We start from the raw sequence: 26,945 nt of genomic DNA on the forward strand, positions 1-26,945 counted from the left end.
ACAGGTGATGGCGCTGCCGGTCGATTGACTTGTCGGGGGCAGAAGCATAATCATCCCTAGTATTGGATGGTTCCTTGGTCCGGAAACGGACTGGGGAGTAAATGGGAATGTGACGCGGTGGACCCAATTAGGGCGCTGCAATCACGGCCGACCCCGCGACTGTAGAGTAGCGAGGGACGCCCATCCGGCAGGAGGAAGGCTTGGGAGGAGGCAATCGTGCCGCAACCCGCAGGCTGACAACCGGCCGGAAAAGCCACTGGGTGGCATTGCGATAAACCAAGGCCGGACGCCTCTCGATCTACGAATCGTCCACCTTTCGCAATGCCGCGGCCCGGGAAGGCGAGGGCGACCCGCAGGTGCCGAGCACCGGACGCTGCGAGCCAGGAGACCTGCCAACCGATGAGGGCATATCGCCCGACCTGGGGAGGTTTCCCCACTGCCTGCACGGAGGTTGTCATGGCTGTTTCCGCTACGTCTTCTGTTACCCTTTCCGCCAACGATCGTCTCGTCGCCGGCGTTTTCGCTCTCCTCATCGGCGCCTTCCTCGTGTTCGGCGCTGGTCTTGCGAATTCGGCCGTCCTGCACGACACGGCACACGATACGCGTCACTCCTACGGCTTCCCCTGCCACTAAGGAGCTCCTGACATGATCGTTCGTTATCTCCTGGCCGCCCTGGTGGCCGGGCTGTTCTCCGGCGTGCTCATGACAGCCGCCCAGGAGGCCCGAGTCGTGCCGTTGATTCTGCACGCCGAAGAGTTCGAAGGCGAAGCCGCGCCGGCAGGCGAGGGCACCACGCCCGCGACCGACGACGCCGCGCAGACGCAGGAGCATTCCTCGCTCGGCGCCGCCATCCTTAACGTCGCCGCCTATCTGTCGCCGGTTTCCGTGGCCTATGCCCATGAGGGCGAGAATCACGAAGAGGGTGGCATCATGTTCGGCATGAGCCGCTTCTCCGGCACGCTCATGGCCAATCTCGTGACGGGCGCCGGCTTCGCGCTGCTGCTCGCCGGTTTCAGCCTCGTTTCGGGCCATCCGATCACGGTTGCGAACGGGGCGCTGTGGGGCGCTGCGGGCTGGCTTGCCGTACATATGCTGCCGGCCATCGGCCTGCCGCCGGAACTGCCGGGCTTCCCGGCCGCCGATCTCACCCAGCGCCAGATCTGGTGGGTCGCGACCGTCGCCCTGTCGGCCGGGGGCCTCTATCTCCTGGTCCTCAAGCCGAATATCGTCGCCAAGATCGCCGGCATCGTGCTGATTGCCGCGCCCCAGGTCTATGGTGCGCCGCAGCCGAGCGACATTTCCAGCAACGTTCCTGCCGTTCTCGGCGCGGAATTTGCCGTCGCCGCGCTTGCCACGACGCTGTTCTTCTGGATCGTGCTCGGCCTTTCGCTGGGTTTTGCCAACGAGAAGATCGCCAAGGCTGCCTGATATGATCACGACATCGCCCGGAGCCGTCCTGGTTCTGGGCGGTGCGCGTTCCGGAAAATCCGCTTTCGCCGAGGGGCTGGTCGCCGAGACCGGCCTTTCGCGTCATTACATCGCCACCGGCCGGGCCTGGGACGAGGAGATGCGACAGCGCATCGCCAAACACCGGGAGGATCGCGGAAAAGGCTGGGAAACGCACGAGGAACCGCTTGCGCTGGCCGAACGCATCGCCGATGTGGCACGCGAGGACCGCGCGGTCCTGATCGATTGCCTGACGCTCTGGGTCACGAACCTGATGCTGGAGGAGCGCGACATCGCGCGGGAATTCGAGGGTCTCTTGCGGGCCATCAAGGACGCCCCCGGCCGTCTGGTCTTCGTGTCGAACGAGGTCGGCCTCGGCATCGTGCCGGAAAATCGCATGGCGCGCGAATTTCGCGACCATGCCGGGCGGCTGCACCAGAAGGTGGCGGCCCTCGTACCGGAAGTCTATTTTATCGCGGCCGGACTGCCGCTGAAAATGAAGGGTTGAGCCATGCTGCAACAGAAAATCCCCGCCACCGTCATCACCGGCTTCCTCGGTGCGGGCAAGACGACGATGATCCGCAACCTGCTGCAGAACGCCGGCGGCAAGCGCATCGCGCTCATCATCAACGAATTCGGCGACCTCGGCGTCGATGGCGACGTGCTGAAGGGCTGCGGCGCGGAAGCCTGCAGCGAGGACGATATCATCGAGCTCACCAACGGCTGCATCTGCTGCACCGTCGCCGACGATTTCATTCCGACCATGTCGAAACTCCTGGAGCGGGAGAACCGTCCGGACCATATCGTCATCGAGACCTCCGGCCTTGCCCTGCCGCAGCCGCTCGTCGCCGCCTTCAACTGGCCGGAAATCAAGACGCAGGTGACGGTCGATGGCGTCATCACCGTGGTGGACAGCGCCGCCGTCGCCGCCGGCCGCTTTGCCGACGACCATGACAAGGTGGACGCGCTGCGCGTCGAGGACGAGAACCTCGACCATCAAAGCCCCCTGGAGGAACTGTTCGAGGACCAGCTCACCGCCGCCGACCTCATCGTTCTCAACAAGACCGACCTTATCGACGCCGCCGGCCTTCAGACCGTGCGCGACGAGGTTGCTTCCCGCATCGCCCGCAAGCCGTCGATGATCGAGGCGAAGAACGGCGAAGTCGCCGCCGCCGTGCTGCTCGGCCTCGGCGTCGGCACCGAGGACGACATCGCCAACCGCAAGTCGCATCACGAACTGGAGCATGAAAACGGCGAAGAGCACGATCACGACGAGTTCGACAGCTTCGTCGTCGAACTGCCTGCCGTCGCCGATCCGGCCGCCTTCATCGAGCGCCTGAAGGGCGTCATCGCCGCGCATGACGTGCTGCGCCTGAAGGGTTTCGCCGACGTGCCCGGCAAGCCGCTGCGCCTGCTCATCCAGGCCGTCGGCACCCGCATCGATCACTATTTCGAGCGCGCCTGGGCGGCCGGCGAAACGCGCGGCACCCGCCTCGTCGTCATCGGCCTGCACGACATGGACGAAGCGGCCGTGCGCGCCGCCATCGCAGCGGCCGTGTGATTTCGGCATGAGCATGCGGCGGTTCTTCTCTTCGGGGCATCGTGCGGGGCTGGGGCATTCCCGCTCCACCGGCACGGCACGCCATGAAAGGGGAGGCGCTGCATGCATCTCCTGCTAGCCCAGAAGGGCACCATCGCCGACGGCAAGGAGGCGATCGACCTCGGCCAGACGCCGGGCGACGTGCTGTTTCTCTCGGCTGCCGACACGGAACTTGCCGCCATCGCCGCCGCGCACCGCGCGCGCGGCGCGAAGACGCGCCTGCGCCTTGCCAGCCTTGCCACCCTGTCGCATCCGATGTCGGTCGATACCTATGTCGAGCGCACGGTTCGCCACGCCAGGCTCATCGTCATTCGCGCCCTCGGCGGTGCGAGCTACTTCCGCTACGTGCTGGAGGCCCTGCTGGCGACGGCGGCGACAAACGGCATCATGCTCGTGGCGCTTCCCGGCGACGACCGTCCGGACGAGGGCCTTCTGCCGTTCAACCGCATCGACGCGCAAGACCGCGAGCGTCTCTGGGCCTATCTCAACGAAGGCGGGGCGGAAAACGCCGACCGCTTCCTTGCCCATGCCGATGCGCTGGTCTTCGGCGGCGAAAAGCCGGCGGCCGCGACGCCGCTGGACAAGGCCGGCATCTGGTGGCCGGGGCGCGGCGTCATCGATATCGAGACATGGCGGCAGCTGGCAGAAGAGGCCGTTCCAGCCGCGCAATCCCCAACCGCCGCCCTCTGCTTCTATCGCGCCTATGTCCAGAGCGGCGAGACGCGCCCCGTCGAAATGCTGATCGAGGCGCTGGCCGCCGAGGGCGTGCGCGCCCTGCCGCTCTTCGTCTCCAGCCTCAAGGACCCGGCCTCCATCGAGATCGTGCGCGCCGCCTTCGCAGACATCTGGCCCGAGGTCGTGCTGAATGCCACGAGCTTTGCCGTCTCGGCGCCTGGCGCCGGCCGCAAGCCGACCGTGCTGGACGAAACCGGGGCGCCGGTGCTGCAGATCATCTTCTCCGGCACCTCGCGCGAGGCCTGGGCGGCGTCGGGCCAGGGGCTGACGGCGCGCGACCTCGGCATGAACGTCTCCCTGCCGGAAGTCGACGGGCGCGTGCTTGCCCGCGCCGTCTCCTTCAAGGCCGCCGCGCGCTATGACGAGGGCGTGGAGACGAACATCGTCAGCCTCGATCCCGTCGAGGACCGTATCCGCTTTTCCGCGCGCCTTGCCGGCGGCTGGGCGCGGCTTCGCCGTGCGTCCCCGGTCGAGCGACGCATCGCCGTCGTCATGGCGAACTATCCGAACCGTGATGGCCGCCTCGGCAACGGCGTCGGCCTCGACACGCCGGCCGGCACGATGGAAGTCCTGCGCGCCATGGCGGCGGAGAACTATCGTGTCTGCGACCTGCCGGAGGACGGCGACGCGCTGATCGCTCATCTGATGGCCGGTCCGACCAATGCCGCAAACGACGGCCGGGAAATCCGCGAGACGCTTTCCCTCAAGGATTACAAGGCCTTCTTCTCTACGCTTCCGAAGGCGATTCAGGATGAGGTGACGGCACGCTGGGGCAGGCCGGAAGACGATCCCTTCGTCGCGGGCGATGTCTTCGCCCTGCCGCTCGCCCGTTTCGGCGAGACGCTGGTCGGCATCCAGCCGGCGCGCGGCTACAATATCGATCCGAAGGACACCTACCATTCGCCGGACCTCGTGCCGCCGCACGGCTATCTTGCCTTCTACGCCTTCCTCCGTGCGCATTACGGCGCCCATGCCATCGTGCATATGGGCAAGCATGGCAATCTCGAATGGCTGCCGGGCAAGGCGCTGGCCCTGTCGGAAACCTGCTATCCCGAAGCCGTGTTCGGCCCCGTGCCGCACCTCTATCCCTTCATCGTCAACGATCCGGGCGAGGGCACGCAGGCCAAGCGCCGCTCTGCCGCCGTCATCATCGACCACCTGACGCCGCCCTTGACGCGCGCCGAGACCTACGGCCCGCTGAAGGACCTCGAAGCGCTGGTCGACGAATATTACGATGCCTCCGGCGGTGACCCGCGTCGCATCAAGCTGCTGTCGAAGCAGATCCTCGATCTCGTGCGCGATATCGGCCTCGACCGGGACGCGGGCATCGCCAAGTCCGACGGCGAGGAAACGGCGCTGCAGAAGCTCGACGCCTATCTCTGCGACCTCAAGGAAATGCAGATCCGCGACGGCCTGCATGTCTTCGGCGTCTCGCCCGAGGGCCGGCTTCTCACCGACCTGACGCTGGCCCTGGCGCGCGTGCCGCGCGGCCTTGGCGAAGGCGGCGAGGCGAGCCTGCAGCGGGCGATTGCACTGGACGTGCTGGGAAGCGATGGCCGCTCCTCTGCCCTGCCGCTCTCCCCCCCTGAGGGGGAGATGGCCGGCAGGCCGGAGGAGAGGAGCACACGGTTCGTCTTCGACCCGCTCGACTGCATTGCCTCCGATCCCTGGACCGGCCCGTGTCCGGACATTCTCGCCACGCAGTCCGAAGCGCCCTGGCGCAGCAAGGGCGATACGGTGGAGCGCATCGAGCTTCTGGCGGCACGGCTGGTGGATGGCTCGCTCGCCTGCCCGGAAAGCTGGCAGCGGACGCGCGTCGTGCTCGATACGATCGACACGACCATTCGCCCCGCCATCGCCGCCTGCGGTCCGGCGGAGATCGCGGCGCTGATGCGCGGCCTCGACGGGCGCTTCATCGAACCCGGCCCCTCCGGCGCGCCGACGCGCGGGCGGCCGGACGTGCTGCCGACCGGGCGCAACTTCTATTCCGTCGACAGCCGCGCCGTGCCGACCCCGGCGGCCTGGGAACTCGGCAGGAAATCCGCCGAACTGCTCGTCACCCGCTATGCGCAGGATCACGGCGAATGGCCGACCTCCTTCGGCATCACCGCCTGGGGCACGTCCAACATGCGCACCGGCGGCGACGATATCGCCCAGGCCATGGCGCTGATCGGCGTCAAGCCGACCTGGGACATGGCGTCCCGCCGCGTCACCGGCTTCGAGATCATTCCGCCCGCCGTGCTGCGCCATCCCCGCGTCGACGTCACGCTCCGGATCTCCGGCTTCTTCCGCGATGCCTTCCCCGAACAGATCGCGCTGTTCGACCGTGCCGTGCGGGCCGTCGGCGCGCTTGACGAGGACGATGCGGACAATCCCATCGCCGCCCGCATGCGGGCCGAAGCACGGGCGCTTGCCGCCAAAGGCGCTTCCGAGGAGGACGCGGCCCGGCAGGCCGGTTTCCGCATCTTCGGCGCGAAATCCGGCGGCTATGGCGCGGGCCTGCAGACGATGATGGACGAGGGCCTGTGGAACGAGCGCGGCGATCTTGCCGAGGCCTGGCTTGCCTGGGGCGCGCATGCCTATGACGGGGCGGGCGACGGCGTGCCGATGCGCGAGCGGCTCGAGGCACGCATGAAGAGCCTTCAGGCCGTGGTGCAGAACCAGGACAGCCGCGAGCACGACCTGCTCGATAGCGACGAATATTACCAGTTCGAGGGCGGCATGGCCGCCGCCGCCGAGCACCTTTCCGGCAAGCAGCCCGTCGTCTATCACAACGACCTGTCGCGGCCGGAAAAGCCGGTCGTGCGCACGCTCGAAGACGAGATCGGCCGCGTCGTGCGCGCCCGCGTCGTCAATCCGAAATGGATCGAGGGCGTCATGCGGCACGGCTACAAGGGCGCCTTCGAGATCGCCGCGACGGTCGATTTCATGTTCGCCTTCGCCGCGACGACCGGGGCGGTAAAGGACCATCACTTCGAGGCGGCCTACCAGGCCTATGTGCTGGATGAGCGGGTGCGCGATTTCCTGCGCGAGAAGAACCCCGCCGCGCTGGCCGAGATGGCCGCGCGTTTCGCCGAAGCCATCGACCGGCGCCTCTGGACGCCGCGCTCGAATTCCGCGCGCTATGAACTGGACATGCTGGGCGCCCGCAAGGCGTCCTGAACGGGAAGGAAACGACGATGACCGAGAACCATGACGAAACCGCCGGCATGAGCGAAGCCGAGCTTGCCCGCCATTCGGAGAAGATGGCCAAGAAGAAGCAGGCACGCGAGAAGATCATGGCGACGAAGACCGACGAGAAGGGCCTCGTCATCGTCCATACCGGCAAGGGCAAGGGCAAGTCGACCGCCGGCTTCGGAATGATCTTCCGCCACATCGCGCACAAGAAGCCCTGCGCCGTCGTTCAGTTCATCAAGGGCGCGATGGTGACGGGCGAGCGCGACCTCATCGAGGCGCATTTCGCCGATCTCTGCCAGTTCTTCACGCTTGGCGAGGGGTTCACCTGGGAAACGCAGGACCGCGCCCGCGACGTGGCGATGGCGCAGAAGGCCTGGGAAAAGGCGAAGGACCTGATCCGCGACGAGCGCAACTCCATGGTGCTGCTCGACGAGATCAACATCGCGCTGCGCTACGACTATATCGACGTGCAGGAGGTCATCGATTTCCTGAGGAACGAAAAGCCCTACATGACCCATGTCGTGCTGACCGGCCGCAACGCCAAGGAAGAGCTGATCGAGATCGCCGACCTTGCCACCGAGATGGAACTGCTGAAGCACCCGTTCCGCTCGGGCATCAAGGCGCAGCAGGGCGTGGAATACTGAGAGGCTGTTCTTTCATCCGCTGACGGCCCTTTCTCCCCGCAGGCGCGGGGAGGATTGCGGCGGGCCGGCGAGGGGCACCTGCCTCCTACCAGCCGAGCCAGACGCGGATCGGATGGCTCGGATCCGCCATCAGGCGAATGGCAAGCGCGATCGAGGTGATCACGAGCAGCGGCTTGATGAGCTTCGCGCCGCTCTTCATCGCCACGCGCGAGCCGGCCTGCGCGCCGAGGAACTGGCCGACGCCCATGGCGAGGCCCACCTTCCACAGAATGACACCGTAGAACACGAAGACGACGAAGGCGCCGACATTGGAGCCGAAGTTGAGGAACTTCGTGTGCGCCGTCGCCTTGAGGATGCCGAAGCCGGCAAGCGTCACGAAGGCCAGCATGAAGAACGAGCCCGTGCCCGGGCCGAACACGCCGTCATAGAGGCCGATCATGGGAACCAAGGTGACGGTGAACAGGAACGTGCTCATGCGGCGGTGTTTGTCGACATCGCCGATATTCGGCTTCAGCCCGAAATAGAGCGCGATCGCCACCAGCAGGAAGGGCAGCATGATCTTCAGCACGTCGCCGGGAACGACCGTCGCCAGAAAGGCGCCGATCACCGAGCCGCCGGCGGCCAGCAGGGCCATCGGCAATTGTTCGCGCAGGTTCACATGGCCGGCGCGCGCATAGGCCAGCGTCGCCGAGCCGGAGCCGAAGAGCGATTGCAGTTTGTTCGTGCCGAGCGTTTCCAGGGGTGGAATGCCGGCGAGCAGCATGGCGGGAATGGTGATCATGCCGCCGCCGCCCGCAATCGAATCGATGAAGCTGGCAACAAAGGCGGTGAGGAACAGCAGGAACAGGACGTGAAAGGCGATATCGGCCAAGGCGGGACTCGGGGAAAGCAAGAAAGGAAAGCATGTCGTTCTGTCAGACTGTGCGACAAAAGCAAAGCCCGCGCCCTTGCGCGCAAAGCGCAACGCAGATCAAACAGGGATCGTGCCGCCGTCTAGGATGCGGCGGCAGAACGAGAGGTGCCAGATGGTGGACAGGACCGTGACGGACAGGACAGCGGCGGAGCAGGCGGGTTTCGATCCCGGCCTCGAGCGGAAGCTTTGCGCGGGCATCGAGGCTGGCCTTCTGCGCGATGTGCACTGTGTGCTCGTCAGCCGTGGCGGCCGGCTTGTCCTGGAGCATTATCGCGAAGCGCCGGACGAAAGCTGGGGCGCGTCGCTCGGCACGGTGGCCTTCGACACCGAGACCTTGCATGACCTGCGTTCCGTCACGAAAAGCGTCACCAGCCTGCTCTATGGTATCGCGCTCGACCGCGGCCTCGTGCCGCCGCCCGAAGCATCGCTCCTGGCGCAGTTTCTCGAATATCCGGATCTTGCGGCAGAGCCGGCGCGAGCCAAGCTGACCATCGGCCATGCGCTCACCATGACGCTGGGCCTCGAATGGGACGAATATCGGTCCTATGCCGATCCGCTGAACAGCGAGATCGCCATGGAGAACGCACCGGACCGCTACCGCTTCGCGCTCGAGCAGCCCATCGTCGCGGAACCGGGCACGCGCTGGGTCTATTCGGGCGGTGCGACGGCGCTGGTGGGGGCGATCATCGAGCGCGGCACCGGCCGGCGCATCGAGGATTTTGCTCGCGAGGCGCTGTTCGAACCGCTCGGCATCAAGACTTTCGAATGGCTGCGCGGATCGGACGGCGTGTCCTCGCCGGCTTCCGGCCTGCGCCTGACCGCCCCCGATCTTCTGCGGATCGGCCGGCTGGTGCTGGAAGGCGGCCTCAGCGAAGGGCGGCAGGTCGTTTCGCCGCAATGGATTGCGTCCACCCGCGCACCGCTGGTCTCGACCGATGACGGGCTCGGCTACGGTTATTTCTGGTTCCATGGCGAGGCGCCGGCGCTCGGCGCGGCGCGGCCCTGGCTTGCCGGTTTCGGCAATGGCGGCCAGCGGCTCTGGCTGCTGCCGGACCTCGATATCGCCTGCGTCATCTTTTCCGGCAACTACAATGCCCCGGACGCCTGGGTCTCGCCGACGCGCATCTGGCGCGAGATCGTGCTGGCCAATCTCGTCGCTGCGTGAGGCGTGCCGCATCCGGCGCGTTCCATGCCGCAATCCGGTTTGACCGGCCTCTCCCCCTCCGGTACTAAGGGCAAGCGACGGTGCCCGCGAGCGGGCCGAGCGGTGTCCGGTGCGGCCGACCCAGAGGGGCTTCATCCGGAACCGTCGGAAACGGCAAGGCCGGGCCTTTCGCGTGGAATTTTCGAGAGACTCCCATGCGCGCTGAGGCCCCATCCCCCGATACCGGACGACGATCGCTCGTCATCGGTCTCGGCTGCGAGCGCGGCACGCCGGCTGCCGAACTCCTCGATCTCGCCCTCTCCATCGTTGTCGATCCGCGGCAAGTCGCCTTTGTCGCGACGCTGGACATGCGTGCGCAAGAGCCGGCCATGCATGCCGTCGCGCGGCATTTCGCCGTGCCGCTCGTGACGTTCCCGGCCGCGCGGCTGGAGGCCGAGACGCCGCGTCTTGCCAATCCCTCCGATCTCGTCTTCGCCCATACCGGCTGCCACGGCGTTGCCGAGGCCGCCGCGCTGGCGCAGGCGGGCGCGGGCGGACGGCTGATCGTCGAGAAGACGAAATCCGCCCATGCCACCGTGGCCATGGCGGAATCTTTTCAAAGCCTTGCCGCCCTTTCTTCCGAAGGCGATTCCGCGTCTTCGCATACTGATTCAAGCCGGGAGCACGCCTGATGCACGCCCTGTTCTCCGCCCTTCCGTCCATGGAAAAAGGCACTGTCTGGCTTGTCGGCGCAGGGCCGGGCGATCCGGGTCTCCTCACGCTGCACGCCGCCAATGCGCTGCAGCAGGCCGACGTGATCGTGCATGACGCACTGGTCAATGCCGATTGCCTGTCGCTTGCGCGGCCGGGCGCGGTGCTGGAATTTGCCGGCAAGCGCGGCGGCAAGCCGTCGCACAAGCAGCGCGACATCTCGCTGCGGCTGGTGGAGCTTGCCCGTGCTGGCCACCGCGTGCTGCGGCTGAAGGGCGGCGATCCCTTCGTCTTCGGCCGCGGCGGCGAGGAGGCGCTGACGCTGATCGAGCACGGCATTCCCTTCCGCATCGTGCCGGGCATCACCGCCGGCATCGGCGGGTTGGCCTATGCCGGCATCCCCGTGACGCATCGCGAGGTCAACCACGCCGTCACCTTCCTCACCGGTCATGATTCCTCCGGCCTCGTGCCGGACCGCATCCACTGGGAAGGTATCGCCAAGGGCTCGCCCGTCATCGTCATGTATATGGCGATGAAGCATATCGGCCAGATCGCCGCCAATCTCATCGCGGGTGGCCGCTCCCCGGACGAGCCCGTCGCCTTCGTCTGTAATGCCGCAACGCCCGATCAGTCGGTGCTGGAAACGACGCTGTCGCGCGCCGAGGCCGATGTCGAGGCCGCCGGCATCGAGCCGCCCGCCATCGTCGTCGTCGGCGAGGTGGTGCGCCTGCGCGCTTCGCTCGACTGGCTGGGCGCGCTGAAGGACGGCCGCAGGCTTGTCCCTGATCCCTTCGGCCCGCGCGAGCGGAAGGATCCGGCATGAGCGGACTGCTCATCGCCGCGCCGTCCTCCGGCTCGGGCAAGACGACGGTGACGCTCGGCCTTGCGCGCGCATTGGCCGACGCCGGCGTGGCGCTCGTCTCGGGCAAGGCAGGCCCCGATTATATCGATCCGGCCTTCCATGCCGCCGCCAGCCGAAAGCCCTGCCTCAACTACGATCCCTGGGCGATGCGCCCGGAACTGATCCGCGCCAATGCCGCGTTGCAGGCAGAGGCCGGGGACTTCCTTCTGGTGGAGGCCATGATGGGCCTCTTCGACGGCGCGGCCGACGGCACCGGCGCGCCGGCCGACCTTGCCGCGACGCTCGGCCTGCCGGTGGTTCTGGTGGTCGATTGCAGCCGCATGTCGCAGTCCGTCGCCGCGCTGGTGAAGGGCTACACGGATTTCCGCGGGGATATTCACGTGGCCGGCGTCATCCTCAACAAGGTCGGCAGCGACCGGCATGAGGCCATGCTGTGCACCGCCCTGGCGGCGAGCGGCATCGAGATTCTCGGCGTGCTGCGCAGCGATTCGATGCTCGCCCTGCCGGAGCGCCATCTCGGCCTCGTGCAGGCCGGCGAACATGGTACGCTGGAGACCTTCATCGCCCACGCGGCGGAGGTCGTGACGCGCTGCTGTGCGCTCGACCGCCTGATCGCTGTCGCCGGGACGCGTCCTGCCTTGCCGTCCATGCCGCCCGCATCGCGCCTGTCGCCGCTCGGCCAGCGCATCGCCATTGCGCGGGATCAGGCCTTCGCCTTCACCTACGAGCATCTGATGGCCGGCTGGCGGGCGGCGGGTGCTGAGCTTTCGTTCTTCTCGCCGCTGGCGGACGAGGCGCCGTCCGCGGATGCCGATGCCGTCTACCTGCCCGGCGGCTATCCCGAGCTGCATGCCGCGACCCTTGCCAATGCCGGCCGTTTCCGCCTAGGCATGCAGGATGCGGCGCGCCGGGGGGCACGCATCTATGGCGAATGCGGGGGCTACATGACTCTGGGGGACGGTCTGGTTGCGGCGGATGGATCCCGTTACGGCATGCTCGGTCTCCTGCCGCTCGTTACCAGCTTCGCCGCCCGCCGCCGCCATCTCGGTTATCGCCGCGTCATGCCGCTGGCGGGGTCCGGCTTTGCAACGCCGATGACGGCGCATGAATTCCACTACTCCACGGTCATGGAGGAGGGGGCGGCGGACCGCCTCTTCGCCGTCACGGATGCGATGGGCGAGGACCTCGGCGAGGCCGGGCTGCGCCGGGGCGTGGTCAGCGGCTCCTACATGCACCTCATCGACCTTGCGCCGGAGGCGGCATGAGCGCGCCGCGCATCGTCCATGGCGGCGGCATCGCCGCCGCTGCCGCGCGCTTCGGTGGCCGGCCTGAGGATTGGCTGGACCTTTCCACCGGCATCAATCCCAATCCCGTCGCCATTCCCGCGGTCGATATCGCTGCCTGGCATCGCCTGCCGGACCGGCACCGGCAGGATGCCGCCCGGGCGGCTGCCGCGCGGTATTACAACACGCCGAAGGCCTTGCCGCTGCCCGTTCCCGGCACGCAGTCCGTCATCCAGCTCCTGCCGCGTCTCGTCGCTGCCGGTCGCCGCGCTGCTGTGCTCGTTCCGACCTATGGTGAATATGCCCGGGTGCTTGGCAATGCCGACATCGCGGTGGATCGCATCGACAGTCTTGACGGCGTCACCGAGGCCCATGGCCTCGTCGTCGTCGTCAACCCGAACAATCCCGACGGCCGTCTGTTCTCGCGGGATGACCTGCTCGCCCTTCACGCCCGCGTTCACGCACAGGGCGGTCTCCTCGTCGTCGACGAGGCCTTCGGCGACATGCGCCCGGACGGCTGCATTGCGCCGCTCGCCGGCGATGGCATGCCCGGCCTGCTCGTCTTCCGCTCCTTCGGCAAGTTCTTCGGCCTTGCCGGCCTGCGTCTCGGTTTCGTCGCGGGCGAGGCGGCGGTGCTCGACTGCATCGAGGACGGGCTCGGCCCCTGGGCCGTTTCCGGCCCGGCGCTGACCATCGCCACGACACTCATGGCGGGCGACACCGGCGCCATCCGCCGGGACATCGCGCTGCGCAAGGCCGCGCTCGATCGGGTGCTGTCCTCTGCCGGTCTTTCGATCCTCGGCGGCACGGATCTTTTCTCGCTGGTCGATCATGAGGACGCCGCTGCCCTGCAGGAAGGGCTTTGCCGCCATCACATCCTGGTGCGCCCGTTCGACTACAATGCCCGCTGGCTGCGCTTCGGCCTTGCGCCCGATGCGGCGGGCGACGCCCGGCTGGCTGCGGCGCTTGTCGCGACAAGGGGCGGGTAATATGGCAGAGACGCTGCTCATCCTCTTCCTTGCGCTCGTGCTGGATCGTCTCGTCGGTGACCCGGATGCACTGTGGCGGCGCGTGCCGCATCCCGTCGTGCTGTTCGGCAAGGCGATCGGCGTGATCGACCGCCTCTTCAACGAAAAGCGCCTTTCGGCCGAAACCAAGCGCTTCAATGGCGCGGCCGGCATTGCCGGCCTGCTCGCCGCCAGCGTCTTCCTCGGCTTCCTGCTGCACCGGGTCCTTGCACCGCTCGGCATCGTCGGCGCGCTGGTCGAGACGGTTATCGTCGCCATCTTCCTTGCGCAGAAGAGCCTCCACGATCACGTTCTTGCTGTCTCCACCGGTCTCAAGCAGGGCGGCATCGAGGGCGGGCGGCAGGCCGTGTCGATGATCGTCGGGCGCGATCCGGCGACGCTGGACGAGCCGGCGATCTGCCGGGCCGGCATCGAGAGCCTTGCCGAGAATTTCTCCGACGGCGTCGTCGCCCCGGCGCTCTGGTATGCGGTGTTCGGCCTGCCGGGCCTCTTCGCCTACAAGATGCTGAACACGGCCGATTCGATGATCGGCCACAAGAATGCGAAATATCTCGACTTCGGCTGGGCGTCCGCCCGGCTGGACGATCTCGCCAACTGGCCGGCGGCCCGGCTGTCCATCCTGTTCCTCGCCGCCGGCGCATGGTTGGCGAAGGGCAGGGCGGCTGCGCGCCTTGCGGTCGGCACGGCGCTGCGGGATGCGGGCCTGCACCGTTCGCCCAATTCCGGCTGGCCGGAAGCGGCGATGGCCGGCGCGCTCGGCATCGGCCTTGCCGGTCCCCGCATCTATGGCGGCACGCGGGTCGACGAGCCGATGATGAATGCCAGCGGCCGCACCGTTGCGACTGTCGCGGACATCGACCTTTCGCTTCGTATCTTTTCCTATGCCTGCGCTGCTCTTGCCGCCGCGGTATTGATGGCAGCACTTCCGGCCGCTTTGCTTTGAGCGCCGGAGCAGCCGGTCACTAAATTTTTACGCCTTAACTTCGTTTTCTTTTCGCCACCCCCGTCAATATTGCGGAAGGCTGAAACGTCTATATTCTGTCTCGCTGTGAGACATGGCGTTGAAGCCATGCGCAATCGAATAGAGGGGAAGTCATGCGTACCTTATTTGCGACCACGGTCGCATTCCTTCTTGTCCTGTTTCAGACCGAGGCTGCACTGTCCGCGAATCTGGTCGCGCAGGTCAGTCTTTCTTCGCAAACCATGACCGTTACTCAGAATGGTATCGTAAAACATCGCTGGTCGGTGTCGACGGGCCGCAAGGGCTACGGCACGCCGACGGGGAGCTGGTCGGCGAAGTGGGCCTCGCGTAACCACCGTTCGCGCAAGTACAACAACGCGCCGATGCCCTTCGCGATCTTCTTCAAGGGCGGATATGCGGTGCATGCGACCTACGAGACCAAGCGTCTCGGCCGTCCGGCGTCCCATGGCTGCGTGCGGCTGTCGCCGAACAATGCGGCGACCTTCTACCAGCTGGCGAACCGCAATGGGCTCTCCAACACGCGCATCGTCATCACGCGGTAACTCAGTCGTTGCCGGCGTAGCGCATCAGCCGGTCCATGTCGGGAACGGTGACATGCCGGTTGTTCTCGATGCGGATGACGTTTTCCTTGCGCAGCTTGGTGAACTGCCGGCTGACGGTCTCGATCGTCAGCCCAAGGAAATCGGCGATATCGGCGCGTGACAGCGGCAGGTCGAATGTCGACATGTCGACGCTCTCGGGGTCGATATGGGTGGCGATGAGATAGAGGAAGCTCGCCACCTTCTCCTGCGCGGTCTTGCGGCCGAGCGTCAGCATCCAGTCGCGTGCCTCGTCCAGTTCCTTCAGCGCCTGACGGTGCAGCTTGTGTTCCAGTTCCGGCGTCTTCTTGACGAGACGGTCGAGCACGTTGCGCGGGAAGTTGCAGACTTCGCTTTCGGTCGCGGCTTCCGCGGTGATCGCGCTTTCTTCGAGGAAGGGGCGGCCGAGGAAGTCGGGGGCGAACTGCAGGCCGACGATCTGCTGGCGGCCGTCCGCCATCACCTTCGTCAGCTTCACGACGCCGCGCATGATGTTGGAATAGTTGACGATGGTCTCGCCCTGGCCGATCACCTCGGCACCCGTGTCCAGCCGATGGCGGACGGAGTGCTTGTTCAACTCCGTGAGCTGTTCGGCCGTCAGCGCGCCGCACACGCCGCCATGGCGCGCCTCGCAGGCACGGCAGACCAGCGGAATGTCGGAATTATGGATATCCTGGCGGCGAACTTCCATATCGGTTCTTCCTTTCGCCTGGCGGCTGACGGCGCAACAATGCCGTGCTACCGCACGTAGGCATGAACATAAAGCGTGCCGCCTCGCGGCAAAATAGCGCTTCCTGACTATTGTCAAATCCTAGCGCACCCGTTCGGGCTTTCACTTGATCAAAATCAAATGGCGACGATCGTTTCGGGTTTATTTGCCTTGCGAGCAAGGAGACACCCATGCAGGACGCACTCGTCGAACGCCTTTCATCGCCGGTTCCGCGCTATACCAGCTATCCGACAGCCCCGCATTTCAACGAAGGTATCGGTGCCGAGGCCTATGCGGATTGTCTTGGAAAGCTCGGGCGTGCGAATCGCCTGTCGCTTTACGCGCATATTCCCTATTGCGACCGCCTCTGCTGGTTCTGTGCCTGTCACACCAAGCAGACGCTGCGCTACGAGCCCGTCGAGGCCTATCTGAAGGGGCTTCATGCCGAGATCGCCGCCATCGGCAGCCGCGTGTCGCGCGATGCCCCCGTGACGGCGCTGCATTTCGGCGGCGGTTCGCCGACCCTGCTGCGACCGGACGACATGATCGCGCTGAAGGCCCGTCTCGAAGCGGGCTTCACCTTCGCCACTGACGCGGAAATCTCCGTCGAGATGGATCCGAACGATCTCGACGAGGCCCGTCACGACGCACTGGCCGCCATCGGCATGACCCGCGCCAGTCTCGGCATCCAGGACTTCGATCCGAAGGTGCAGGCGGCGATCAACCGCATCCAGACCTTCGAGCAGACGCGCGGCGTGGTGGAGGCGGCGCGGGCGCGGGGCGTGCGCTCGGTCAATTGCGACATTCTCTACGGCCTGCCGTACCAGACGATGGAAACCCTCGCGGAGACCGTGCACGCCGTCATTTCCCTCATGCCCGACCGCATCGCGCTTTTCGGCTATGCGCACGTGCCGTGGATGAAGAAGCACCAGACGATGATCGACGAGGCGGCGCTGCCGGGTATCGTCGCGCGTTTCGCCCAGATGGCGATGGCGGCGGAGATGCTGGTCGCCGCCGGCTATAAGGCCGTCGGCATCGACCATTTCGCCCTTCCGGCCGACCGGCTCGCGGTCGCTGCCCGCAGCGGCACGCTGCGCCGCAATTTCCAGGGCTATACGGACGACCAGGCCGATGCCCTGATCGGCCTCGGTGCGTCGGCCATCGGCCAGCTGCCGGAGGGCTATTTCCAGAACATGCCGGCGACGGGCGAATACCTGCGCCGGGCGGAGGAGGGTGGTCTTGCGGTGGTACGCGGTTACGCGCTGACCGGGGAGGACCGCGCCCGCGCCTTCGTCATCGAGAAGGTCATGTGCGATTTCGGCTTTTCCTTTGCCGATCTCTCCGCCCGGCACCCGGCCTTCGCGCCGCTGATCAAGGGCGAGGCCATCGGCTTTGCCGCAGCCGACCGGGACGGTCTTTGCCGCATCGAGGACGGCCGCTTTTTCCTGACGGCGACCGGCCGGCCGTTCGCACGCACCGTCGCGGCGGTCTTCGACGCGCACCTTGCGAGCGGGCGCGGGCGGCATTCCATCGCGGTGTGAGGCGGGCTCGAGCCCTGTTGCGCGCGCAACACAGCTTCGCGCATCATGCAGGGCCCTCATCAACCCCATTGGCAATCGCATCGGATTTCCATATAGGATCGCCCAACTATAGATTCATGAGGTATGGGCGTGACTGCTACATTCGACAAGGTTGCCGACATCATTGCTGAGACGAGCGAGATCGATCGCGAGACGATTACGCCGGACAGCCACACGATCGACGATCTCGGCATCGACAGCCTGGACTTCCTCGACATCGTTTTCGCGATCGACAAGGAATTCGGCATCAAGATTCCGCTGGAAAAGTGGACGCAGGACGTCAACGAAGGCAAGGTTGCGACGGAAGAGTACTTCGTCCTGAAGAACCTCTGCGCCAAGATTGACGAACTGCGGGCTGCCAAGGCCTGATACACCGCGCCCGGCCGTCCCTGACGGCGCTGTTCCGGACGATCCCGGTGCAAGGGGCTATCGGCCTGCCGTCTCGGCAGGCCTTTTCGATTTTCGGCGGAGGCACTATCCGATGCTGCTAGAATATTTCCAGATGATCGACCGGGTGGAAACCGTCGATGGCGCGCGCCGCACGCTCAAGGCCCGCTCCGTCGTGCCGTCGAAGAGCCCGGTCTTCGAGGGCCATTTCCCCGGCATGCCGCTCGTCCCGGGCGTGCTGCTCATCGAAACGATGGCGCAGGCCTCGGGTTTCCTGGTGCTGGCCGCCTCCGATTTCGCCGCCATGCCCTTCCTGATGAGCGTCGACGGCGCGAAGATGCGCACCTTCGTCGAACCTGACGCGGTGCTCGACATCGAGGCCGTGCTGGAGCATGACGGATCGGGCTATGCCGTGACGAAGGCGAAGATTTCGTCGGCCGGCAAGAAGGTGTGCGACGCGCAGCTGAAGCTGCGCACCATGCCGTTTGCCGAAGTGCCGCTCGCCGATATCGTGCGCAAGCGCGCCGGCGAGGTGGGTTTGTTCGAGGCGCTGGCAGCGTCTGCTGAAGGGAAGTGAGCATGGCGAACAACGATGTGGTCATCACCGGCGTCGGCATCGTCACCTGTCACGGTGTCGGCGCGGCGGCGCATGTGGAAATCCTCGGTGCGGCAAAGGCCCCGGAACTGAAGATCGAGACGGAGCGCTTCGCGCCCTATCCGGTCCATCCGATGCCGGAGATCGACTGGAACCAGCAGATCGCCAAGCGCGGCGACCAGCGCCAGATGGAAAACTGGCAGCGCCTCGGCGTCTTCGCCGCCGGTCTTGCGCTCGATGACGCCGGTTTCAAGGACGATGCGGATGCCTGCGGCACGATGGACATGATCGTGGCGGCCGGCGGCGGCGAGCGCGATATCGCCGTCGATTCGCTGATCGTCGACGAGGGCCTGAAGCGCAACGACCGCGAACAGCTTCTGAACGAAAAGCTGACGACGGAACTGCGTCCGACGCTCTTCCTCGCCCAGCTTTCCAACCTGCTCGCCGGCAACATTTCCATCGTGCACAAGGTCACCGGTTCTTCCCGCACCTTCATGGGCGAGGAAGCCGCCGGTATCAGCGCGGTCGAGACGGCCTTCCATCGCATCCGCTCCGGCCAGTCGACGCACACGCTCGTCGGCAGCGCGCTCGTCGCCGAGCGTCAGGACGTCATCCTGCTTTACGAAGCCCTCGGCGCGCATGCGACGGGCGGCTGGACGCCGCTCTGGTCGCGCGACGAAAACGCCGGCGGCGGCATCATCACCGGCACGGCCGCCGCTTTCCTGATCCTGGAATCCCGTGCCCATGCCGAGGCCCGCGGCGCCCGCATCTACGCGACCATCGACGCCATCGGCGGCGACCGCGGCCCGCGCGGCGAGGGCAAGCTGGAAGCCCGGCTGGAGCGCCTTTCCGAAGGCGCGGAGGCCGGCGACAAGACGGTCGTCTTCTCTGGCGCCTCCGGTGCACATGAGGCAACGGCGCGCGAGAAGACCTGGCTTGACAAGCGTTTCGCCGGCAGCGCGGTGCGCGGCTACAGCGCCGCCATCGGCCAGGCGCTCGAAGCGCAGTTCCCGCTCGGTCTTGCGCTTGCCGCGCTGACGCTGGGTTCCGGCGTCACGGTGGCTCCGTTCGATGCGGCTGCCGAAGGTGCCATGGGCGCACCCGCCGCCACAGCCGTCGTCACGACGGTCGGTCATTCGCGCGGCGAAGGCGTCGCTATCCTAGTCGCAGAGAAGTGAGGTTCCGGCCATGACGAAAGCCGCTTACAGGGATCATCTCGGTCGCCCCATCGTCGCCGTCACCGGCATGGGCGTCGTTACCTCGTTGGGGCAGGGGCTCAAGGACAACTGGGCCGCGCTCACCGGCGGCGTCTCGGGCATCCACGGCATCACCCGCTTCCCGGTCGACGGGCTCAACACCCGCATTTCCGGCACGGTCGATTTCATCGAGGTGCCGGTCGAAAACCCGGTCGAGCGTTCCTATGCCTATGCCCGCGAGACGACGGACGAGGCGCTGGCGCAGGCCGGCCTTTCCAGCGATTTCGGTGGACCGCTCTTCCTGGCCGCGCCGCCGATCGAGCCGGACTGGCGCGACCGCTTCGCGCTCGCCGACCGCGCGCCGGCCTCGCAGCGCCCGGGCGATGCCTATGACCGTTTCCTCTCCGTCCTGCGCGGCAAGCCGGAACCGGCGCTGCACGAGGCCTGGGCCTTCGGCTCCATCTCCGAGCGCCTGTCCGACCGTTACGGCACGCGCGGCCTGCCGGTGACGCTGTCGACCGCCTGCGCGTCCGGCGCGACGGCCATCCAGCTCGGCGTCGAGGCGATCCGCCAGGGGCGCACCGACCGCGCGCTCACCGTGGGTACGGACGGCTCGGTGACGGCCGAGGCGCTGATCCGCTTCGCGCTGCTCTCGGCGCTCTCGACCCAGAACGACCCGCCGACCAAGGCGTCCAAGCCGTTCAGCAAGGATCGCGACGGCTTCGTCATCGCCGAAGGCGCGGCGACGCTCGTGCTGGAATCGCTGGAATCGGCCATTGCCCGCGGCGCCAGAGTGCTCGGCATCCTCAAGGGCTGCGGCGAGAAGGCCGATCATTTCCACCGCACGCGCTCCTCGCCGGACGGCGGCCCCGCCATCGCGACGATCCGCGCGGCGCTGGAAGATGCCGGCATCGACGAGAGCGGCATCGGCTACATCAACGCCCACGGCACCTCGACGCCGGAAAACGACAAGATGGAATATCTCTCCATGTCGACCGTCTTCGGCGACAAGCTGGCGGGCATTCCGGTCTCCTCCAACAAGTCGATGATCGGCCATACGCTGACGGCGGCCGGTGCTGTCGAGGCGGTGTTCTCGATCCAGACCATGCTGACCGGCACCCTGCCGCCGACCATCAACCACCAGACCCCCGACCCGACGATCCAGCTGGACGTCGTGCCGAATGTGAAGCGCGACAAGCAGGTCACCGCCGTCCTGTCGAACTCCTTCGGCTTCGGCGGCCAGAACGCCAGCCTTGTCATGACGGCCGAACCCGCCTAAGCGGCGGGCCTGACCTCGTTTATACGGAAGAACACCATGCGCGCCCTGCAGCTCCTCGACGATCGCAAGCTGGAAATCACCGACATTCCGGAACCGGAAGCCCCCGGCCCGGGCGAGGTGACGCTGCGCGTCAAGGCCGTCGCCCTCAACCATATCGACGTCTGGGGCTGGCGCGGCATGGCGTTTGCCAAGCGCAAGATGCCGCTGGTCATCGGCGCGGAGGCCGCCGGCGTCGTCGAAACGCTCGGCCCGGGCGTTTCCAACGTGCTGCCCGGCCAGCTCGTCTCCATCTACGGCGCGCGCACCTGCGGCCTCTGCAAGCCCTGCCGCGAAGGCCGCGACAATCTCTGCGAACATGTCGGCGGCGTGCACGGCTTCCATCTCGACGGCTTCGCGCAGGAGAAGGTCAACCTTCCGGCGCGCCTGCTGGTTCCGGCACCGCCCGGCGTCGATGCCGTCGGCGCGGCCCTGGCGCCCGTCACCTTCGGCACGGTCGAGCACATGCTGTTCGACAATGCCAAGCTCGAATCCGGCGAGACGATCCTCGTCCATGCCGGCGGCTCGGGCATCGGCACGGCGGCGATCCAGCTTGCCAAGAAGATCGGCTGCACGGTCATCACCACGGTCGGCTCGAACGACAAGATCGAGAAGGCCAAGGCGCTCGGCGCCGACCATGTCATCAACTACCGCGAAGACCGTTTCGAGGGCGTGGTGCGCAAGCTGACCAAGAAGAAGGGCGTCGACGTCGTCTTCGAACATGTCGGCAAGGACACCTGGGCGGGCTCCATGCTCTGCCTCAAGCGCGGCGGCCGCCTCGTCACCTGCGGCTCCACCTCCGGCGTTTCCACCGACATGAACCTGATGATGCTGTTCCAGCAACAGCTGAAGCTGCTCGGCTCCTTCGGCTGCCGCATCGAGAACATGGCCAATGCCATGCAGAAGATGGCGCGCGGCATCGTGCATCCGGTCATCGACACGGAAGTCACCTTCGACGGCATTGCCACGGCGCTCGAGCGCATGGAATCGCGCCAGATCTTCGGCAAGATCGTCCTGAAGCTGGATTGATCCCCGTGAAGATGATCGTCACACGCCTCGTCCTGGCGCTGAGGAACACGAAGCAATGGCTGGTGGCGCAGTTCGCCTTCGGCCTGCTCAACTTCCTCAAGCTGCTGCCGGCGGACGGTGCGATCAACTTCGCCGATCGCATGGCGCGCTGGGTCGGCCCCAAGACGGGCCGTCACAAGCTGACGCTCACCAATCTGCGCAACGCATTCCCGGAAAAGTCCGAGGCCGAGATCGAAGCCATCGCGCTCGACGCCTGGGGCAATATGGGCCGGCTCGCCGCCGAATATGTCTTCCTCGACCGTCTTTTCGATTTCGATCCGGAAAAGACGGCGCCGGGCCGCATCGAGGTCTCCGGCATTCCGCTCTTCGTGGACCTGCGCGACAACCCGCGGCCCTTCATCGTCTTCACCGCCCATACCGGCAATTTCGAACTGCTGCCCGTTGCCGGCGCGGCCTTCGGTCTCGATGTGACGGTGCTGTTCCGCCCGCCGAACAATCCCTATGTCGCCGACAAGGTGTTCGAATTCCGTCGGGCGCGCATGGGCCAGCTCGTCCCGTCCCATGCCGGTTCCTCCTTCACGCTTGCCCGCAAGCTGGAGGCGGGCGGGCCGGTCGGCGTGCTGGTCGACCAGAAGTTCTCCAAGGGCCTGCACACGAAGTTCTTCGGCCGCGACGTGCAGACCAATCCGCTGCTTGCCAAGCTGGTGCGCCAGTTCAATTGCGAGGTCTATCCGGCCCGCTGCATCCGCCTGCCGGGCAATCGCTACCGGCTGGAGCTGGAACCGGCGATGGAGATCCCCCGCAAGGCGAATGGCGCCGTGGATGTCGAGGCGACGGCGCAGTTGCTCAACGACAAGGTGGAGCAATGGGTGCGGGAATATCCCGGCCAATGGCTGTGGTATCACGACCGCTGGAATATCAAGCGCAGCCTAATTACTTGAGCGCTTACATTTCTTCTTTCAGCTTTCAAATATGAATACGTTCAATCTTCCCCAATTATGCGACTTTTGTCGTATGGGGGGTTTGACATCCTCTCGTTCGCTGTTACCTTTTGCTAATGTAAGCGCTTTGGGACGCGGAATTTGGGAGGGAATGATCAAACGCTATCTTTATTTCTGAACATATTAAATAGTGTGGTGATACGATTGCTGTAGTTTTCAGCAATTCAGGGAGCAAGAATTGAAAGCTCTTGTAGAGTTGTTCTGGTTTAAGTATTCGCAACTCCAGCATGCAATAAAGACTGGAAATGAGAAGCTCATTTCCATGCTGGACAGGGAAATCGAACCGGCCCTTGCGGCCGTGTTGCAGAAGGAGGCCAAGGATGTCTCCGAACTCCGCACCCAGTTCCAACTCGTGGTGGATCTCCTTCGGGAAGAATCGGAAGACAAGGCCTGCGTGCTCCGGCAGGCGCATCATTTCAAACACTTGCTGGACCGCTATTTCGGCACCGAGGAGGCTGCGCGTTCGTTCGGCCTGAGCCCGCCGAACGATCTGCGGCCCTTGACCGCGCCGCGTGTGGTGGAAGACGGGCTGCTCAACGAGGCGATCCTCGACAGCCTGCCGGACCGCGTGGCCGTGATCACGACGGATTACCGCTACCTCTATTCCAACCCGCTGAATGCCGAGCGTTTCAGTGAGAAGCCGATCGATCTCGTGGGGCGTCATGTGGTCGAGTTCATCGGCATGCCGCGTTTCGAGAGCCGCGTGAAGCGGCATCTCGACCGCTGCTTTGCGGGGGAGGTGGTCGAATACGACTATATTTCCTCGCGCCGCGGCAACGCCATCACGCGCTGCCGCATGACACCCTGCCAGTCGGCCACCGGCAGCGTGCTCGGCGCCATCCTCGTGCTGCAGGAACTGACCGAGCTGCGCGACCCGATGGCGGCATAGACGCCTGGCGCTTTCCAGCCGAAGCGGGAAGACAGGGAACCGTTCCGCAGACCCTGAACTCGCCTGACGTGCCCTAGGACGCCAGGCGCGTCTCGCGCAGCATGAACTGCTGCTCGAAGGCGATATGGCGACGGATCGACTCGAAGAAGCCGCGGAGCATGTAGCCCGCGGCTTCCGCGTTTACGGTCCCGTCGCCGATGCCAAGCCGCGTGAGCGTGTCGGTCAGCTCCTCCGCGAAGCATTCGTCCTCGACATGCTCGAACTTCAGCCGGGCGATGGCCTCAGCCAGTTCCTCGTCGCCGGAGCCCTTGATCTCCAGCATCGGGAAGAGGGCTTCCTCCTCGTACCGGTGAATGCCGTTGATCAGCGGGATCAGCGACTTGGCGGCATAGATGCATTTCTGCCGGTTGATGTTCGCCGGCAGGCTGTCGGCGATTTCCTCCAGCGCCGCGCAGAGCGTCAGCTGGGCGTCATGGGCCCTTTTCAGCCATTCGAGCGAAACGGCGTCCGTCGGGCGATCCGAGAGCAACCGGGCGATGCCTGTGTAATCCGTCATGTTCTGCTTCCTCGTTTGGGAAGAGCCGCGGGCGCTGCGACACGCGGCTGCGTCAACCTGTCTCTTGATGCCGCCAGCTTCCGTGCGTCGCCTTGATCCATGTCAAGGATGCTGGCGGGCGCATCTGCGAAGGCTCAGTCGAGCGCAAGGGCCGATTCCGCGCGGGAACCGGTCACTGCGGGAAATTGACGAGTTGGGGGATGCCAACGATGAAATATGTAACGGAAACGATCGTCCTGGCCGTGGGGGCGTTCATCGCCCTTCTCGGCGCGGCCTTTGCCCAGGACCGGCTCTTCGAGGCCCATATGTGGGTCCTCTTCTTCGTGCTGCTGGCCGGCACGCTTGTCATGGTGCGGCGCGTCTCCTTCGCGCCGGCCGGACCCGCTCCGTCCGCGGTGGATGACGGCGGCTATTTCGACGAGGTCGTCAAATACGGCGTCATCGCCACCGTGTTCTGGGGCGTCGTCGGCTTCCTGGTCGGCGTCTTCGTCGCAGCCCAGCTCGCTTTCCCCGATCTCAACATCGAGCCCTGGCTGAACTTCGGTCGCACGCGCCCGCTGCACACCTCCGCCGTGATCTTCGCCTTCGGCGGTAACGCGCTGATCGCCACGTCCTTCTATGTCGTGCAGCGCACCTCGCGCGCCCGTCTCTTCGGCGGCAATCTCGGCTGGTTCGTGTTCTGGGGCTACCAGCTCTTCATCGTCATGGCCGCCACCGGCTATCTGCTCGGCATCACGCAGGGCAGGGAATATGCCGAGCCGGAATGGTATGTCGACCTGTGGCTGACCGTCGTCTGGGTCGCCTATCTGATCGCCTTCCTCGGCACGATCATGACGCGCAAGGAGCCGCACATCTATGTGGCGAACTGGTTCTATCTCGCCTTCATCGTCACCATCGCCATGCTGCATATCGTCAACAACCTGGCGGTGCCCGCCTCGTTCCTCGGCGTGAAGAGCTACTCGGCCTTCTCGGGCGTGCAGGATGCGCTGACGCAATGGTGGTACGGCCACAATGCCGTGGGCTTCTTCCTGACGGCCGGCTTCCTCGGGATGATGTACTACTTCATCCCGAAGCAGGTGAACCGTCCGGTCTATTCCTACCGCCTGTCGATCATCCACTTCTGGGCCCTGATCTTCATGTATATCTGGGCCGGCCCGCACCACCTGCACTATACGGCGCTGCCCGACTGGGCGCAGACGCTCGGCATGGTCTTCTCGGTCATGCTGTGGATGCCCTCCTGGGGCGGCATGATCAACGGCCTGATGACGCTCTCGGGCGCCTGGGACAAGATCCGCACCGACCCGATCGTGCGCATGATGGTCATGGCCGTCGCCTTCTACGGCATGGCGACCTTCGAGGGCCCGATGATGTCGATCAAGTCGGTCAACTCGCTCAGCCACTATACGGACTGGACCATCGGCCACGTGCATTCGGGCGCGCTCGGCTGGAACGGCCTCATCACCTTCGGCGCGGTCTACTTCCTCGTCCCGAAGCTGTGGAAGCGCGAACGGCTCTACTCGATCCGCATGGTCAACTGGCACTTCTGGCTCGCCACGCTCGGCATCGTCGTCTACGCGGCCGTCATGTGGGTCGCCGGCATCCAGCAGGGCCTGATGTGGCGCGAATACGACGAGCAGGGCTTCCTGGTCTACTCGTTCGCCGAAACGGTCGCGGCCATGTTCCCCTACTACGTGCTGCGCGCCGTCGGCGGCGGGCTGTTCCTCCTGGGGGCACTCATCATGGCCTACAACGTGACCATGACAATCCTCGGCTACCAGCGTGACGAGGCCCCGATCCCGGGCGCCGCGCCCGCGCTCCAGCCGGCCGAATAGGAGGGGACACGATGTCCATTCTTGATAAACACGCCATCCTCGAACGCAACGCGACGCTTCTCCTCGTCGGCTCGCTGCTTGTCGTCTCCATCGGCGGCATCGTCGAGATCGCCCCGCTGTTCTACCTGGAAAACACCATCGAGAAGGTGGAGGGCATGCGGCCTTATTCGCCGCTGGAGCTTGCCGGTCGCGACATCTATGTCCGCGAGGGCTGCTACGTCTGTCACAGCCAGATGATCCGGCCGTTCCGCGACGAGGTGGAACGCTACGGGCATTATTCGCTGGCGGCGGAATCGATGTACGACCATCCGTTCCAATGGGGTTCGAAGCGCACGGGGCCGGACCTTGCCCGCGTCGGTGACCGCTACTCCAACGAGTGGCACGTCCAGCACCTGATCGAGCCGCGCTCGGTCGTGCCGGAATCGGTGATGCCGAGCTACGCCTTCCTCAAGGAGACGCCAGTCGATGTGAAGAACATCACGATGCATCTGGAAGCCAACCGCAAGGTCGGCGTTCCCTATACGGACGAGATGATCGCCAATGCCGCGGCCGACATGAAGGCGCAGGCCGATCCGAATGCCGACACGTCCGGCGTCGAGGGCCGCTACCCGAAGGCCAAGCTCGGCGACTTCGACGGCGACCCCGCCAAGCTCACCGAAATGGATGCGCTGGTCGCCTATCTGCAGATGCTCGGCACGCTGGTGGATTTCTCCACCTATGACGACGCCGCCGGTTACCGCTGAGGAGGCCGCC

Annotated in this window: 26 protein-coding genes and 1 riboswitch; of the genes, 23 read left to right on the forward strand and 3 right to left on the reverse strand. The window is 65.7% G+C overall.

Annotated elements, in window-relative coordinates; all coding sequences use genetic code 11:
- Positions 1-50 precede the first annotated feature (50 nt).
- Positions 51-411: riboswitch (cobalamin riboswitch) on the forward strand.
- A 45-nt stretch (positions 412-456) separates the two neighbouring features.
- The 6 genes from V8U06_RS02640 to cobO all read left to right on the forward strand — a co-directional run bounded on the left by V8U06_RS02640 (position 457) and on the right by cobO (position 7,602).
- Complete coding sequence (locus V8U06_RS02640; protein WP_226918709.1) at positions 457-633, forward strand: CbtB domain-containing protein; 177 nt, start codon at positions 457-459, stop codon at positions 631-633.
- A gap of 12 nt (positions 634-645) precedes the next feature.
- Entirely contained in the window at positions 646-1,428 is a 783-nt protein-coding gene (locus tag V8U06_RS02645; RefSeq protein WP_427139383.1) for a CbtA family protein, read from the forward strand.
- A gap of 1 nt (position 1,429) precedes the next feature.
- On the forward strand, positions 1,430-1,954 hold the full coding sequence (gene cobU, locus V8U06_RS02650) for a bifunctional adenosylcobinamide kinase/adenosylcobinamide-phosphate guanylyltransferase (protein WP_427139384.1): 525 nt from the start codon (positions 1,430-1,432) through the stop codon (positions 1,952-1,954).
- Between the two features lie 3 nt (positions 1,955-1,957).
- Positions 1,958-3,007, forward strand: a complete 1,050-nt coding sequence (gene cobW / locus V8U06_RS02655; RefSeq protein ID WP_427139385.1) for a cobalamin biosynthesis protein CobW — start codon at positions 1,958-1,960, stop codon at positions 3,005-3,007.
- A 102-nt stretch (positions 3,008-3,109) separates the two neighbouring features.
- Positions 3,110-6,943, forward strand: a complete 3,834-nt coding sequence (gene cobN / locus V8U06_RS02660) for a cobaltochelatase subunit CobN (RefSeq protein ID WP_427139386.1) — start codon at positions 3,110-3,112, stop codon at positions 6,941-6,943.
- Between the two features lie 17 nt (positions 6,944-6,960).
- On the forward strand, positions 6,961-7,602 hold the full coding sequence (gene cobO / locus V8U06_RS02665) for a cob(I)yrinic acid a,c-diamide adenosyltransferase (protein WP_226918714.1): 642 nt from the start codon (positions 6,961-6,963) through the stop codon (positions 7,600-7,602).
- Between the two features lie 85 nt (positions 7,603-7,687).
- On the opposite strand, the gene V8U06_RS02670 is transcribed toward cobO, so the two are convergent.
- A complete protein-coding gene (locus V8U06_RS02670) occupies positions 7,688-8,473 on the reverse strand; it encodes a TSUP family transporter (RefSeq protein WP_427139387.1) in 786 nt (261 codons plus the stop codon).
- 154 nt (positions 8,474-8,627) lie between these two features.
- On the opposite strand from V8U06_RS02670, the gene V8U06_RS02675 reads away from it, so the two are divergent.
- From V8U06_RS02675 to V8U06_RS02705, 7 genes are all read left to right on the forward strand, one after another.
- Positions 8,628-9,680, forward strand: coding sequence for a serine hydrolase domain-containing protein (locus V8U06_RS02675; RefSeq protein ID WP_427139388.1), 1,053 nt, complete (start codon positions 8,628-8,630; stop codon positions 9,678-9,680).
- A 194-nt stretch (positions 9,681-9,874) separates the two neighbouring features.
- Positions 9,875-10,351: a cobalamin biosynthesis protein gene (locus V8U06_RS02680; RefSeq protein WP_427139389.1), complete on the forward strand. Its 477-nt coding sequence runs from the start codon at positions 9,875-9,877 to the stop codon at positions 10,349-10,351.
- Complete coding sequence (cobA, locus tag V8U06_RS02685; protein WP_427139390.1) at positions 10,351-11,193, forward strand: uroporphyrinogen-III C-methyltransferase; 843 nt, start codon at positions 10,351-10,353, stop codon at positions 11,191-11,193. Before V8U06_RS02680 ends, cobA begins: the two co-directional genes overlap by 1 nt.
- A complete protein-coding gene (locus V8U06_RS02690; RefSeq protein ID WP_427139391.1) occupies positions 11,190-12,497 on the forward strand; it encodes a cobyrinate a,c-diamide synthase in 1,308 nt (435 codons plus the stop codon). Before cobA ends, V8U06_RS02690 begins: the two co-directional genes overlap by 4 nt.
- A complete protein-coding gene (gene cobD / locus V8U06_RS02695; protein WP_427139392.1) occupies positions 12,494-13,504 on the forward strand; it encodes a threonine-phosphate decarboxylase CobD in 1,011 nt (336 codons plus the stop codon). The genes V8U06_RS02690 and cobD overlap by 4 nt, the downstream gene beginning before the upstream one ends.
- A gap of 1 nt (position 13,505) precedes the next feature.
- Complete coding sequence (gene cbiB, locus V8U06_RS02700) at positions 13,506-14,486, forward strand: adenosylcobinamide-phosphate synthase CbiB (protein ID WP_427139393.1); 981 nt, start codon at positions 13,506-13,508, stop codon at positions 14,484-14,486.
- A gap of 152 nt (positions 14,487-14,638) precedes the next feature.
- A complete protein-coding gene (locus V8U06_RS02705) occupies positions 14,639-15,067 on the forward strand; it encodes a L,D-transpeptidase (protein WP_226918722.1) in 429 nt (142 codons plus the stop codon).
- Between the two features lies 1 nt (position 15,068).
- Here V8U06_RS02705 and V8U06_RS02710 read toward each other — a convergent pair whose 3' ends face one another.
- Complete coding sequence (locus V8U06_RS02710) at positions 15,069-15,794, reverse strand: Crp/Fnr family transcriptional regulator (RefSeq protein ID WP_226918723.1); 726 nt, start codon at positions 15,792-15,794, stop codon at positions 15,069-15,071.
- A 209-nt stretch (positions 15,795-16,003) separates the two neighbouring features.
- On the opposite strand from V8U06_RS02710, the gene hemN reads away from it, so the two are divergent.
- The 8 genes from hemN to V8U06_RS02750 all read left to right on the forward strand — a co-directional run bounded on the left by hemN (position 16,004) and on the right by V8U06_RS02750 (position 23,804).
- Positions 16,004-17,353 carry an oxygen-independent coproporphyrinogen III oxidase gene (gene hemN / locus V8U06_RS02715; protein ID WP_427139394.1) on the forward strand — a complete coding sequence of 450 codons (1,350 nt, stop codon included), beginning with the start codon at positions 16,004-16,006 and terminating at the stop codon, positions 17,351-17,353.
- Positions 17,354-17,476: 123 nt separating this feature from the next.
- Positions 17,477-17,761, forward strand: coding sequence for an acyl carrier protein (locus V8U06_RS02720; protein ID WP_150129872.1), 285 nt, complete (start codon positions 17,477-17,479; stop codon positions 17,759-17,761).
- 112 nt (positions 17,762-17,873) lie between these two features.
- Positions 17,874-18,356 carry a 3-hydroxyacyl-ACP dehydratase FabZ family protein gene (locus V8U06_RS02725; protein ID WP_226918725.1) on the forward strand — a complete coding sequence of 161 codons (483 nt, stop codon included), beginning with the start codon at positions 17,874-17,876 and terminating at the stop codon, positions 18,354-18,356.
- Entirely contained in the window at positions 18,353-19,552 is a 1,200-nt protein-coding gene (locus V8U06_RS02730) for a beta-ketoacyl-ACP synthase (RefSeq protein WP_427139395.1), read from the forward strand. Before V8U06_RS02725 ends, V8U06_RS02730 begins: the two co-directional genes overlap by 4 nt.
- 10 nt (positions 19,553-19,562) lie before the next feature.
- A complete protein-coding gene (locus V8U06_RS02735; RefSeq protein WP_427139396.1) occupies positions 19,563-20,849 on the forward strand; it encodes a beta-ketoacyl-ACP synthase in 1,287 nt (428 codons plus the stop codon).
- A 36-nt stretch (positions 20,850-20,885) separates the two neighbouring features.
- A complete protein-coding gene (locus tag V8U06_RS02740; RefSeq protein ID WP_427139397.1) occupies positions 20,886-21,914 on the forward strand; it encodes a zinc-binding dehydrogenase in 1,029 nt (342 codons plus the stop codon).
- 11 nt (positions 21,915-21,925) lie between these two features.
- Positions 21,926-22,855, forward strand: coding sequence for a lipid A biosynthesis lauroyl acyltransferase (locus tag V8U06_RS02745; protein WP_226921855.1), 930 nt, complete (start codon positions 21,926-21,928; stop codon positions 22,853-22,855).
- 322 nt (positions 22,856-23,177) lie between these two features.
- Entirely contained in the window at positions 23,178-23,804 is a 627-nt protein-coding gene (locus V8U06_RS02750; protein ID WP_226918729.1) for a PAS domain-containing protein, read from the forward strand.
- Positions 23,805-23,877: 73 nt separating this feature from the next.
- Here V8U06_RS02750 and V8U06_RS02755 read toward each other — a convergent pair whose 3' ends face one another.
- On the reverse strand, positions 23,878-24,360 hold the full coding sequence (locus V8U06_RS02755; protein WP_226918730.1) for a hemerythrin domain-containing protein: 483 nt from the start codon (positions 24,358-24,360) through the stop codon (positions 23,878-23,880).
- A 209-nt stretch (positions 24,361-24,569) separates the two neighbouring features.
- Here V8U06_RS02755 and ccoN point away from each other — a divergent pair, with 209 nt between their 5' ends.
- Together ccoN and ccoO are read left to right on the forward strand one after the other, a co-directional pair.
- Positions 24,570-26,192 (forward strand): cytochrome-c oxidase, cbb3-type subunit I, encoded by a 1,623-nt coding sequence (gene ccoN, locus V8U06_RS02760; protein ID WP_427139398.1) that lies wholly within the window; start codon positions 24,570-24,572, stop codon positions 26,190-26,192.
- An 11-nt stretch (positions 26,193-26,203) separates the two neighbouring features.
- Positions 26,204-26,935, forward strand: a complete 732-nt coding sequence (ccoO, locus tag V8U06_RS02765; RefSeq protein ID WP_226918731.1) for a cytochrome-c oxidase, cbb3-type subunit II — start codon at positions 26,204-26,206, stop codon at positions 26,933-26,935.
- Positions 26,936-26,945: the final 10 nt, after the last annotated feature.

Origin of the sequence: Shinella sp. G-2 (assembly GCF_050172695.1) — a bacterium.
In the GTDB taxonomy this organism is placed as follows: Bacteria; Pseudomonadota; Alphaproteobacteria; order Rhizobiales; family Rhizobiaceae; genus Shinella.